The organism is Tenacibaculum sp. L6 (assembly GCF_028823685.1).
Lineage (GTDB): Bacteria > Bacteroidota > Bacteroidia > Flavobacteriales > Flavobacteriaceae > Polaribacter.
The window spans coordinates 1-12,897 of sequence record NZ_JAPEHZ010000060.1 but is presented as its reverse complement, the minus strand read 5'-3'; the positions used below and the strand labels follow the sequence as shown (position 1 = coordinate 12,897).

General features: G+C 32.0%; 14 protein-coding genes and 1 riboswitch. Of the genes, 7 read left to right on the top strand and 7 right to left on the bottom strand.

Translation table 11 applies throughout. The features are described 5' to 3' along the window. The 6 genes from OU788_RS10095 to OU788_RS10070 form a co-directional block, all read right to left on the bottom strand. The coding region (locus tag OU788_RS10095) for a hypothetical protein (protein ID WP_274635065.1) at positions 1-406 on the bottom strand (406 nt) is incomplete at its 3' end. Between the two features lie 107 nt (positions 407-513). Beyond that, positions 514-1,626, bottom strand: coding sequence for an ABC transporter substrate-binding protein (locus OU788_RS10090; RefSeq protein ID WP_274635064.1), 1,113 nt, complete (start codon positions 1,624-1,626; stop codon positions 514-516). A gap of 12 nt (positions 1,627-1,638) precedes the next feature. Next, positions 1,639-2,166: an alpha-ribazole phosphatase family protein gene (gene cobC / locus OU788_RS10085; protein WP_274635063.1), complete on the bottom strand. Its 528-nt coding sequence runs from the start codon at positions 2,164-2,166 to the stop codon at positions 1,639-1,641. Continuing rightward, complete coding sequence (locus tag OU788_RS10080; protein ID WP_274635062.1) at positions 2,151-2,921, bottom strand: adenosylcobinamide-GDP ribazoletransferase; 771 nt, start codon at positions 2,919-2,921, stop codon at positions 2,151-2,153. The genes cobC and OU788_RS10080 overlap by 16 nt, the downstream gene beginning before the upstream one ends. A 2-nt stretch (positions 2,922-2,923) precedes the next feature. Continuing rightward, complete coding sequence (cobT, locus tag OU788_RS10075) at positions 2,924-3,961, bottom strand: nicotinate-nucleotide--dimethylbenzimidazole phosphoribosyltransferase (RefSeq protein ID WP_274635061.1); 1,038 nt, start codon at positions 3,959-3,961, stop codon at positions 2,924-2,926. A gap of 3 nt (positions 3,962-3,964) precedes the next feature. Next, positions 3,965-4,468: a bifunctional adenosylcobinamide kinase/adenosylcobinamide-phosphate guanylyltransferase gene (locus OU788_RS10070; RefSeq protein ID WP_274635060.1), complete on the bottom strand. Its 504-nt coding sequence runs from the start codon at positions 4,466-4,468 to the stop codon at positions 3,965-3,967. A gap of 101 nt (positions 4,469-4,569) precedes the next feature. On the opposite strand from OU788_RS10070, the gene OU788_RS10065 reads away from it, so the two are divergent. The 3 genes from OU788_RS10065 (at position 4,570) to OU788_RS10055 (ending at position 8,689) form a co-directional block, all read left to right on the top strand. Further along, positions 4,570-5,508, top strand: coding sequence for an ABC transporter substrate-binding protein (locus OU788_RS10065; protein WP_274635059.1), 939 nt, complete (start codon positions 4,570-4,572; stop codon positions 5,506-5,508). A 9-nt stretch (positions 5,509-5,517) separates the two neighbouring features. Beyond that, positions 5,518-5,712: riboswitch (cobalamin riboswitch) on the top strand. A 31-nt stretch (positions 5,713-5,743) separates the two neighbouring features. Next, a complete protein-coding gene (locus OU788_RS10060) occupies positions 5,744-7,615 on the top strand; it encodes a TonB-dependent receptor plug domain-containing protein (protein ID WP_274635058.1) in 1,872 nt (623 codons plus the stop codon). Positions 7,616-7,618: 3 nt separating this feature from the next. Further along, positions 7,619-8,689, top strand: a complete 1,071-nt coding sequence (locus OU788_RS10055; RefSeq protein ID WP_274635057.1) for a YncE family protein — start codon at positions 7,619-7,621, stop codon at positions 8,687-8,689. 62 nt (positions 8,690-8,751) lie between these two features. On the opposite strand, the gene OU788_RS10050 is transcribed toward OU788_RS10055, so the two are convergent. Continuing rightward, entirely contained in the window at positions 8,752-9,165 is a 414-nt protein-coding gene (locus tag OU788_RS10050; protein WP_274635056.1) for a thiol-disulfide oxidoreductase DCC family protein, read from the bottom strand. Positions 9,166-9,313: 148 nt separating this feature from the next. Here OU788_RS10050 and OU788_RS10045 point away from each other — a divergent pair, with 148 nt between their 5' ends. The 4 genes from OU788_RS10045 to OU788_RS10030 all read left to right on the top strand — a co-directional run. Further along, positions 9,314-10,024, top strand: a complete 711-nt coding sequence (locus OU788_RS10045) for an ABC transporter ATP-binding protein (protein ID WP_274635055.1) — start codon at positions 9,314-9,316, stop codon at positions 10,022-10,024. A gap of 1 nt (position 10,025) precedes the next feature. Beyond that, positions 10,026-11,255: an ABC transporter permease gene (locus OU788_RS10040; protein ID WP_274635054.1), complete on the top strand. Its 1,230-nt coding sequence runs from the start codon at positions 10,026-10,028 to the stop codon at positions 11,253-11,255. Between the two features lie 2 nt (positions 11,256-11,257). Then, positions 11,258-12,502, top strand: a complete 1,245-nt coding sequence (locus tag OU788_RS10035; protein ID WP_274635053.1) for an ABC transporter permease — start codon at positions 11,258-11,260, stop codon at positions 12,500-12,502. 23 nt (positions 12,503-12,525) lie between these two features. Further along, positions 12,526-12,897: biotin/lipoyl-binding protein (locus OU788_RS10030; RefSeq protein ID WP_274635052.1), on the top strand; the 372-nt coding region annotated here is incomplete at its 3' end.

The following is a 12,897-nucleotide window of genomic DNA, read 5'->3' as shown; positions in this document are numbered from 1 at the left end:
CCTTTCCAATATTAAGTATTGAGCGAAATATAGAATTTGATTTTATTGGAAATTTATCAGAATATATTGTTCCAAACTCACCTTTTAAATTATTGGTTGGAACAAAACTTTTCCCAACTAATTTATTAGCACTTTGCGCTGGAATCAGAAATATGTTTTTATCTGAAATGAGTTTGAAATCTTCATTAAAACCCAACTTTTTAAATGTAACTTCACTTGGGTTTTGTGACGTTTTTAATATTAAATCAAAATCAACATTGTTTTTTTCTTGAACTTTTGTTAGAATAATTTTACCATTGTTTAAAGGAAACTTTTCCTTGTGCTCAATAAAAAAGGTTTCTGATAGAAGGAAATCATCAATTCTTTCAATTTCTTTTTCAATATTTTTCTGAAGTTTTTCTTTCAATTCAAATGTTTCTTAATTTTGGTATAATGCTTTTAAAAAAATATAGTAATAACTTACTGTATAATAAAACCTAAGTTAATAGTTTAAATGTTAAGAACCATTTTAACTTACTCCACTTCCTTATAAAAAGTCAATTCGTATTCTGGTAACAAATTAGGGTGTGTAATTTTTATCAAATCTTTTAGCACTAAGTCTGGTCGTATAGGAGAGAGTTCAAAGTAAATTAAACCACCTGTTTCTCCTTTGTTATGCCCGATAGAAAATATCTTATTATTGTTAAATGCATCAAACTCTTTGTAATGGATGTTTGCAGTAGTTAACTGTTCTTTGGTAGCATACAAACCACAGTTAAACCAAAAATCGGCGTGTTGTCCTTTTTCTAATACACTTTCAAAATTAAGTTGTAAGCTACCCGTTCCACTAGTTTGTTTCCATAAGTAATTAAGGTTTGCATCGTTAAAAAAGGTAGCAATAAAACTTTCACCTGCAGGAACATTCCAAACATCTTTAAACATGCTTCCAGATAAAACCGTAGGTTGTTTATCACTGTTTTTAGCGATTTTTTTTGCCTTTAAGTACTCTGTTTCTATGTTGGTAAAAATACTGTCTGCTTCCTTTTCTTTTCCGTATAAAGCCCCAAAAAACTTAATCCATTCTGCTCTTCCTAAAGGCGTTTCTTCTAGCCAATCACCATTAAAAATCACAGGAACTCCCGTTTTTTTGATGTTTTGGTACAACTTTGTGTTTGGATGCAAAGCAAAACCAATAACTAACTCAGGCTCTAAATCGATTAGTTTTTCGGTATTCATATCTTGCTCCAAACCTAATTCAACAATCTTACCTTCGTCAATTCTTTTTCTTGTTCTTTTTGAAGAAACATATTTGGTGTGCGGAAAACCAACAATAGTATTTTCAGCATTCAAAAGTTCCAACATCGGAACATGTGTAGTACTGGTAACCACCATTTTTTCTACAGGAACTTTAATTTCATTTTTAGAAAGGTCGGTTTTATCGGTAAGCGTATAAGAATATAAGTCGTGTGAGCTTTGAAAAGCCTTTTTTATGACTAATTTTTTTACTCCGTTTTCTGAAATAATATCAAACCCCTTAGCGTATTTCACAGTGCTTTTAGCAGGTTTCTTTTCAGTAGTTTTTTTAGTTTCTTGTTTACATTGTGTAAAGAACACAAATAAGGAAAGAATAAATAAATAACGTTTCATAGTAATTTGTTTTTACAGATGGAGAGTTAATGTATCTCCGTAATTTAGTTTTAATTCAAATGATTTTTCCAACGGAATTTCATTCATATAAGCCCAAAGACTTCTCATAACTCCCGCATGGGTAACAAGCACAACTTTTTGATGGTTTTTGGTTGTTAATTCGGTTAAAAAATTGGTAGTTCTGTTGTGTAAATCGATATAAGATTCTCCGTTTTTAGCAGGAGTTTTTACAAAATTGTTCATCCAAATATCGAGTTCTTTTTTATCAATATCATTCCATTTTTGGAGCTCCCAATCCCCAAAATCAAGTTCTTTTAATCGGTTGTCAAAAATTACGTTAGCTGAAAGTTTTTCAGCTAAAAGCTTACAACGTTGTAAGGGACTGCTATAATACGTTACATCAGCATCGTTAACAGGAACTTTTTTTAGAATATCGCTCACTTCTTCTTCAAAAGTAGTGGTAACCCCTATATTTGCTTGACCATAGCATATACCTTTGGCGATATTTGGAGTTGTATGTCGTACTAAAATAACTTCCATAAGGCGAGTAGGCTTAGATAAAAAACAATTTCAGCTACTTGTTGCAAAGCACCCGCGCAATCTCCTGTTTGACCACCAATCCATTTTTTAAAAAAGTGCCCCATGTACAAATAGGTGAGTAATAAGGGAAGTAATACTAAAAATACCATTGGTTTTTGAAAGAAAAATAAGGGAACTATTCCGAAAATACCTGATATGAGTAGCGATTTACCACTCATCTGTTTGGTGGTTGGTTTTATTTTAGAACTATCAATATCTCTTACATAGTCATGTGTGTATAATAAAACCGTAGCGATAAATCGGCTAATACTATGTCCTGAAATAATTACTGGAATTAAATTAACGGATAGATTTTGCAAATGATACAAAGCTAAAAACTTAATAGCTAGGATAAAGACCAAACCACTCACTCCGAAAGTTCCGAGTCTGGAATCTTTCATAATAGTTAAAATCTTTTCTTTGGTCCATCCGCCACCAAAACCATCACATACATCGGCAAATCCATCTTCATGAAAAGCTCCTGTAATCCAAATAGAACTAATCATACTAATTACAATCGCAATATCCGTAGGAAAAACATAAGAAGAAGCGAAATAAGTTAGTGCCGCAATGCTTCCGACTACAATTCCTACTAAAGAAAAATAACGACTGCTTTTGTTGAGTATTTCAGGCGAATGATTTACCCATTTAGGACACGGAATTCGTGTAAAAAACAATACAGCAGTTAAAAAATAATGGATTTGTCTTTTTATCATAACTAGGCTTCGCTAACATTGGCACTTTTAAAAGTGGCCATTTCGTTTAAAAAGTTTACACTCGATTGAATAATAGGAAATGCAACTGCACAACCTGTACCTTCACCTAAGCGTAAGCCTAAATTTAAAAGTGGTTCAGCGTTTAAAAATTCTAACATTTTTTGATGACCTTGCTCTCCTGAATTATGACAGAAAATACAATACTCTAAAATATCAGATTCCATTTCATGAGCTGCTAATAGGGCAGCAGTAACAATAAAACCATCAATAAGTAAGGTCATTTTTAAAGAAGCGGCTTCTAACATAGCACCACACATCATTACAATTTCAAATCCGCCAAAAGCAGTCAACGCTTCCATAGGTGTTGAAATAGAATCGGCGTGTAACTTATAAACTTCACATAATGTGTCGATTTTTGTTTGTAGTCCTTTATCATCAACTCCAGTACCTCTACCAACACATTTTTCAATAGGTGTATTGGTAAAATAACTCATTAATAAAGCTCCAGATGAAGTGTTGCTAATTCCCATTTCGCCAAAACCAATAATATTGGAACCTTCACTATATACTTTTCTTACCAATTTTCTTCCTTTTTCCAGAGCTTCTTGACAGTGTTCTAGTGTCATGGCTTTAGTAGTACTATAATCTTGAGTCCCTTTAGCTACTTTAGCATCGGTAAGTTGAGGATGTGCTTCAAAATCAGTATTTACACCAGCATCTACAATGTTTAAAAGAATGTTATTTTGTTTACAAAACACATTGATGGCGGCACCTCCTTGCAAAAAGTTAAACACCATTTGTTGTGTAACTTCTTGAGGATACGGACTCACTTTTCCTGTGGTCGCAATTCCATGATCCCCTGCAAAAACCATAATAGTAGGTTTTGATAGTACAGGTGTAGTTGTATTTTGAATTAAACCAATTTGTAAAGCAATTTTTTCTAAACCGCCTAAAGCACCAATAGGTTTGGTTTTGAAATTGATTTCTTCTTGAAGTTCGCTCAGTAAATCTTTTGATAAGGGAGTTATAGTTGTTGTCATGTTTTATTTTAAAGTTAAAGGAAGTCCAGATACCATAAAAGTAGCTTTGTCAGCCAATTTTGCTATGTGTTGATTCGTCCAGCCTTGTAGTTGTGTAAATTTTCTTCCAGATTCGGAGTCGGCATGTAATCCCATACCAATTTCATTAGAAATGATGATAATATTGGCGTCTATTTCAACCAATTTATTGATTTCTTCTTTGACAATTTCTAATGTTTTTTCAATATCATATTTTGTGTCTACAAAGAAGTTCGTTAACCATAGTGTAACACAATCAACAACGACAGTTTGTTTTTCAGAAATCACTTTACTCAACCATTTTTCCTCTTCAACAGTGGTCCAGCGTTCATCTCTATCAGAAATATGTCTGTCAACTCGTTGCTTGAAATCTTCATCCCAAATACGAGAAGTGGCTAGGTAAATAGGGGTGTCAGATAAAGATTCGGCTAGCTTTTGAGCATAGCTACTTTTACCTGAGCGTTCACCTCCTGAGATATAATATATCATGAAATAGCATTTTATGTTGACACAAAGATTGGAAAGATTTTTAATAAAAAACAAATTAAAATAGAGAACTGTTTATTTTTGCTGAACTAAAACCACGAATTATGACAGTATCTTCTTTTATGCCAGCAGTAACTCAAATGATTTATGACATGGGGTTACAAGATTATTTAAACGGAATTACTTTTGAGTGTCCAGAAGTAGCTTTACAAGAAAAAGAAGTAGCTGTTCGATATAAGTTAGAAGGAAAAGTGCTAACGAGTAAAGAAATAACGGCTATTTTTTCTAAAACTAAGGCAGAAGGAAAGACGTTGTATTATGTAGATGAACCTGTTTTAGAAAGTATTGCTCCAGATATTGTTTTTACACAAGATGTATGTGATGTTTGTCAGATAGATACAGAATCTGTGGCAAAATCAGCTTACAAACTACCAAAGGTTCCTGAATTAATTTCTATTACTCCGAACTCTTTAGAAGATGTTTTTGATAATGCGTTAACCATTGCAAAAGCTATGAAGCAGGAAGCAATAGGAGAGGCTTATGTGAGTGGATTGAAAAAGCGTATTTATGATATTGTAGATGTGCAACGTGAACATAGAATCCAATCGAAAAGTGTAATGTTATTAGAGTGGATTGATCCGTTGTTCAACTGTGGACACTGGATTCCTCATCAAATAGGGTATGCAGGTGGAATCGATTTATTATCTCATCCATCAGGAGATAGTATTGTAATTTCTTGGGATAAAATTGTAAAATACGATCCAGAGGTATTGATTATCGCTCCTTGCGGATACGGAATTGATAGAACTCTTGAAGATATGAAATTTTTAGAAGAAAGAGAAGAGTGGACCTCTTTGAGAGCGGTAAAAAATAAACAAGTGTATATTGCCGACTTTGCCATGTTTACACAATCTTCTGCTGGTACTTTGGTGGAAGGAATTGAATGTTTGGCAAAAATGATTCATCCAGCGTATTATACCCTTCCAGAAAACTTACAAACAAAATTCGCAAATTATCATGATTTGATGGTTGCTAATTTATAAGAATACTATACATTTGCCGTGATTTTTGGTTTTTCTTTAATTATCTATTAAAGAAAATTAAAAGGGAATTCGGTGTAAAACCGAAGCTGTTCCCGCAACTGTAAGCTATTAAGCTTGTAACAAATACTCAAACCACTGTTTTTTAAATGGGAAGGTATGTTGCAAGACGCAAGCCAGGAGACCTGCCAATTATTATAATTTAATTAAAACTTTCGGGATAAAAGTTTGGTAGAATATGGCTAAAAAAGTATTTACATTTTTTTCTTTTTTTTATGTGGTTGTTCTGGTAGGACAAAATGATACAATTTCTTATCGGTTAGATGAAGTTATCATCAATGCTACAAAAAAATTAAAAGAAAACTCCATAGGTCAGCATGTGGTTAGTCTTTCAGATTCTGTGTTGACACGAAATATTGAGTCTTTTACTGATTTAATAAGATACAATTCATCAATTTATTTAAAGGAGTACGGAAAAGGAGGTACAAGTTCTGTGAGTTTCAGAGGTACAAGTGCTTCTAATACAGCTGTTGTATGGAATGGAATCAATATAAATTCTATAAATAATGGTCAAACAGGATTTAATTCTTTAACAGTAAGCCTAAATGACGCGATTGATGTAAGAAAAGGAGGAGGAAGTATAGAATATGGTTCAGGAGCAATAGGAGGAACGGTGCATTTAAATGATGTTTTAAATTATACAGAAGATTTTAATGTGAAAAATCAATTTGTACTAACAGGAGGAAGTTATAATACATTCAATTCTCTTTTTAAGTCAAAAATCTCCAATTCAAAGTATAGCATAGGGGTGGGAGTTTCTAGAAATTCTTCAGAAAATGATTTTAAATTATTTGATTCTGAGTATAGAAATACCAATGGAGCTTATGAAAACTATGGAATTAACTTAGGTTTCGGTTATAAATTCAATAATAAATCTGAATTAAAATTTTATAGTACAAGTTTTTCTGGTGAGCGTCATTTCTCAGGAACATTACCTAATCCAACTTCAGCAAGAGAAAAATATATAGACTCTAATCAAAGAAACTTATTGGTGTATGGTTTTGAAAAGGGTAGGATAGGACATGAAGTAAAGCTAGCATATTTAACACAGAAGTATCAATATTTATCTAATAAGTTTTCTGATAATTTTAATTATGGAAAATCGAGAAGAGTAATAGCGTCGTACAACCTGAACTATAAACTTCCTAGAATTAAAGCAAAGATTTCGTCTTTTTCAGAGTATGAATCTGCTTTTGGCAGTACAGATGTAATTAAAGAGAAAAATAGAGAACAGTTTTCTCAGTATCTTGTTTATACTCAAGATGTACATAAAAATATTTCCTTAAATGTTAAGTTAAGAAAGGATTTTAATTCTGATTATAAGGTTCCGTTTGTTTATGCTGCTGGTATAAAAGTAACGCCTATTTCGAAATGGTATGTAAGAGTTAACGGATCGAAAAATTATAGAGTACCAACATATAACGACTTGTTTTGGCCAGGGCAAGGAAATGAAAATTTAATCCCAGAAACCTCTATTCAAGGAGAGGTAGGGTTAGGCTACTCAAACAAAGGTTTAAACTTTGATGTTGGAGCTTATATGATTAATACAGAAGATAAAATTGTATGGACTCCTTCTGGCGATCCAAACAGACCAGGAGTTTGGACTCCAATCAATTTAAATGAAACTCAGAACAAAGGTATAGAAGCTAGTTTGAGTTATAAAGTTCAAATAGGAGAATATAAATTTAATGCAAGCTCTAATTACTCTTATGTTTTAGCGAAAGACAGCGAGACAGACAAGTATTTAACTTTTGTGCCTAAACATTTGTTGAATAATAACTTATCGGTAAACTATAAAAAAGTGAATTTGTTTGCTCAGTCACTTTTTAATGGAACTGTGTATACTACAGAGGACAATTCTAATGATTTTATTGTTCCTAGCTTTTTTATAGTTAATGTAGGAGCAGAGTATAAAATCTTTCAAAACCATAAAAAACAATTACTATTAGGAGTTAAGGTAAACAATGTATTAGGAGAAGAATATATGGTTATGCCTAGGAGGCCTATGCCACAAAGAAATTTTAACATAAACATCAATTATAAATTTTAACAAATGAAAATAACTAAATTATTAGGAGTATTGTTTTTAGGAGGAATCCTTTTTACATCATGTAGTGATGATGAAGCACCTAGTTCTCCTAAAATAGATTATGGAAACGGAATTTTGATAAGTGGTGAAGGTACTGAATCTGTTTCAGGGTCTGTTACTTTTGTATCTAACGATTTATCAGTTGTAGAAAATACAATTTATAAAAAAGTAAATAATGCTGAGTTTGGAGAGTATGTTCAGTCTATAGCATTTGACAGTGATAGAGCTTACATTGTAGCTGATAACCAAAATACAGTGACAGTAGTAGATAAAAATACTTTTGAAAAGGAAGGAACTATTACAACAGGTTTATCAAAACCAAGGTATATGACAGTAGTAGGTAATAAAGGTTATGTAACTAACTGGGGAGCTACAGATAACGATAACGATGATTTTGTTGCAATTGTAGATTTAAACTCTTTAGTAATAGAAGAAAAAGTAGAAGTAGCTTTAGGACCAGAAAGAATTATTGCTAAAGACGGGAAATTATATGTTTCTCACTTAGGAGCATTCGGATCTAACAACAAAGTAGTTGTAATTGATATCGCTACAAAATCAGTAGTAAAAGAAATAACAGTTAAAGACAATCCGGATGAATTGTATTTAGATAGTTTAGGTAATTTAGTAGTTTTATCTCAAGGAAATACTATTTATGATGAAAACTGGAATGTAATAGAAAATACATTAGCGGCTATTTCTTTTATAAGCACAGCTAGTAATGAAGTTGTCTCAGAATTAGTATTCAATGAAGGAGAGCACCCTTCTCAAATGGTTTTAGAGGGTAATGATATTTATTACAATTTAGGGAATACCATTTATAAAACAGATGTGAATGCTACTACTTTACCAGCATCTGAATTGTTCATTACAGATGCAGGGTACCTTTATGGCTTAGGGGTAAGAAATAACGAAATTTTTGTATTAGACGCTAACTTTTTAGGTAATAGTAAATTAAATATTTACGATTTATCAGCAAAAGCTAAAAAAGATACTAAAGAAGTAGCCTTAGGAGCTTCAAAAATTTATTTTAATTAAGTCGTCCTCGAAAAAGGGAAATATTGCTATGTATAAGCTCGCCAAATTGGTGAGCTTATTTTTTATAAAAACTTTTCTTGGATTTCTTTAGAAGGAATCATACAAGCTTCTTTTTTCCCAAACCATTTGTAGCGATTTTTAGCTATGTAATCGTATACAACATTTCTAAGACCTTCAGGAAGAATTCCAAAAACTTGTGTTAATTTCCAAATTCCGCCAAAATCATTCATAATTTTTAAAGCGGCTGATGATTTTATATAATAAGAAACAGAGGGTTCATATAAAATAATAGAATCAACTTTAGAAGTATCAACCCCTAAGTATTCAGTAATTTCTTTTCCTATGTCAGATTGAAGAGAAGTAAATACAAACTGATTTTTGATATCATATTTTATAACTTTTAGCACACTATCGTTGCATAAATTACACACACCATCAAATAATATTACTTTTTTATTGCTAGGTATATTGTTCATTTATAAGTTTTTGTGAAAAAATAAAAGATTATATTGTAACATTATTCAAAAGTAAGCGTCTTGTAAGAAAGTAAATAGCGATTTAACAATAATTTAGAAGCAATTATGTAAATCACTATGTACTTTTATTTAAAAATTAACTAAAACTATGATTCGAATAGAAAATCTTCACAAATCCTATCCTATAGGAAAAGACTCACTTCATGTTTTAAAGGGATTGAATTTACACATAAAAGAAGGAGAATTTGTATCTATTATGGGATCTTCAGGTTCTGGTAAGTCTACCTTATTAAATATCGTAGGTTTGTTAGATACGCATGATGAAGGAAAATACTACTTAAACGGACAGTTAATTGAAAACTTAAATGAAAAGAAAGCCGCAGTATTGCGTAATAAATTTTTAGGTTTTGTTTTTCAATCATTTAACCTAATATCCTATAAAACCGCTTTAGAAAATGTTGCTTTACCATTATATTATAAAGGTATAGGAAGAAAAGAACGCTTAGAAATAGCTATGGAATATCTAGAAAAAGTTGGATTAAAAGACTGGGCAAATCATTTACCAAATGAACTTTCTGGAGGTCAAAAGCAGCGTGTAGCTATTGCTAGAGCATTGGCAACAAAACCTAAAGTTGTATTAGCTGATGAACCAACAGGAGCATTAGATTCTGCAACAACAGATTCTGTAATGGATTTGTTAACAGAGATTAACAATGAAGGAATGACCGTTTTTGTAATTACTCACGAAGAAGAAGTAGCTGCGCAAACTAATAGAATTGTTCGTTTAAAAGATGGAGTTATTATTAGTGATGAATTAACAGAAATGGCAACCAAAGCAAAAAACTCTAAAGCGGTATAATATGTTTGATATAGATCGTTGGAGAGAAATTTTTCAAAGTATAAGCAAAAACAAGCTACGTTCTGTTTTATCAGGATTTACTGTCGCTTTTGCCATTTTACTTTTTACCTTATTATTCGGAATTGTATCAGGATTACAGAATCAGTTTAAAACTGCTTTTGCTGATGATGCAACCAATGCGATGTTTGTAAGAGTATGGAAAACTTCAAAACCGTATAAAGGCTTACAAACAGGAAGAAGAATACAGCTAAAGAACAAAGATTTTGATTATGTTAAAGAGGAGTATGAAGATAAAATTCAACATTTAACTGCACGAATATTTAAGAGCGTAAACATAACGTACAAAAACAATCAAAATAATTATCAGTTACGAGCAGTTCATCCAGATCATCAGTTTTTAGAGAAAACAATTATTGATGAAGGAAGATATATTAACGAGTTAGATTTAAAAAATAATGCAAAGGTTATTGTTATAGGTCGTCTTGTTAAACAAGATTTATTTGGAGAAAAACCAGCTTTAGGAAAAAGAGTGAATGTTGATGGGATTTCATATAAAGTAATCGGTATTTTTTCTGATGAAGGAGGAGATAATGAAGAGCGTTTAACCTACATGCCAGTTACTACTGCTCAAAAATTATATGGTAACAATGATTATATCAATCAAATAAATATAGGATATGATCCAAAATTAAATCTTGACCAAGCAATTACGTTTGGTAATAGGCTAGAAAGAGATTTACGTAAAAAGTTAGATATTCACCCAGATGATCAAAGTGCTTTATCGGTTAGAAACATGGCAGAAGCAAACAAAGGAATTAACCAGTTTATGTTTGCCTTGTATTTCATCGTAATTTTTGTGGGATCTGGAACTTTAATCGCGGGAATTATAGGAATTAGTAACATCATGATTTTTGTGGTTAAAGAACGTACTAAAGAGTTTGGAATCCGTAAAGCATTAGGAGCAAAACCATCTTCAATAATTGGTATGGTAATTCAAGAATCAATCTTAATTACAACCATTGCAGGATACTTAGGTTTAAGTTTAGGAACTTATATATTAAGCGCTATAGGTGATAGTCTTGAAAAATACTTCATCAAAGATCCAAGTGTAAGTCCGGGAATTGTAATAGGAGCTACTATTATTTTGATTTTATCAGGATTAATTGCAGGATACTTACCCGCAAAAAAGGCAGCACAAATTAAACCAATTGTAGCATTAAGAGCAGATTAATTATGAAGTTTTTATTTGATTCAGACACTTGGCAAGAAATTTACGGAAGTATTCGTAAAAATAAATTAAGAACGGGTATTACCATTGTAGGGGTACTATGGGGAATCTTCATTTTAGTAGTATTATTAGGCGCTGCGCGTGGTATGGAAAATAACTTTAAAAGAATATTTGGAGACTTTGCTACCAACAGTGTTTTTGTGTGGACGCAGAGAACCGATATGCCTTTTAAAGGCTTTCAAAAAGGAAGAAGATTTAGCTTAACATTTAAAGATATAGAAGTTCTTGAAAAAGAATATGCTAAAGAAATAAAGTTATTAGCTCCTAGAAATCAAACAAGCGGGACTATTGTTAAGGATTTTAAAACGGGAGATTTTCAGGTGAGTGGAGATTATCCGGTGTTAGATCGCGTACAGAAGAAAGATCTTATGTATGGACGTTTTCTTAATCAAAATGATATAAAGAATAACTCCAAGGTTTGTGTAATATCTGAAGATATGTACAAACAACTGTTTGATAAGAAAGAAATGCCTGTAGGGCAATATGTTAAAATTAGCAACGTAAATTATAAGGTTGTAGGGGTATATAAACCTTCCAACACCATAGATATTGATGGAGATACCGCTTATATTCCGTTTACAACTTTTCAAAAAGTATACAACACATCCAATAAAGTAGATTGGATGATGATTACAGCTAATGAAGGAGTAGATATCAAACAAATGGAAAAAGATATCTTATTAACATTAAAAAGCCTGCACAAAGTACATCCAGAAGATAAACGAGCTTTTGGTAGTGTGAATTTAGGTGATCAGATAGATAAGTTAATGGGCTTTTTAACAGGAATGCAGTTTTTAACCTGGTTTGTAGGAATTGCAACCTTAATAGCGGGAGTTTTTGCGATTGGTAACATCTTATTAATCACCGTAAAAGAGCGTACTAAAGAAATCGGAATACGAAGAGCTTTAGGAGCAACTCCAATAAGTATTAAAAGACAAATAGTATTAGAGTCAGTGTTTTTAACCACTGTGGCAGGAATGTTAGGAATTATTTTTGGAGGACTTGTACTATTCCTATTAGATTTTACGGTAGGTAGTGGAGATGATCCAACATTAGTAAATCCAACCGTAAATATACCCATAGTAATGTTGGCATTTTTCATATTAGTTCTTTTAGGAACACTAATAGGATTAATACCTGCATACATGGCAACAGTAGTAAAACCAATCGAAGCATTAAGAGAAGAATAAAAAAAAGAAATAATCAATTAATCATGAGCAAAAGAGCAAAAATTATTTTAGGAATCGTAGCACTATTATTTGTAGTCATCCTAATTTGGTTAGGAAAGAAAAATCAAAAAAGTGTGGTTACTTACGAAACGGAAAAACCATTTAAAACAACTATTGTAAAAAAAGCAGTAGCCACAGGAAAAGTTGTTCCTTTAGAAGAAGTTGAAATCAAACCTCAAATAGCAGGAATTATAGATAAGATTGTGGTTGAAGAAGGAGCCATTGTAAAAGCAGGAGATTTGTTAGCAACGGTAAGAGTGGTACCTAACGAGCAATCGTTACAAAGTGCAAAAGGGCGAATTAATTCTGTGCAAATTCAGTTGAACAATGCTCAAATTCAATACGAAAGAAATAAA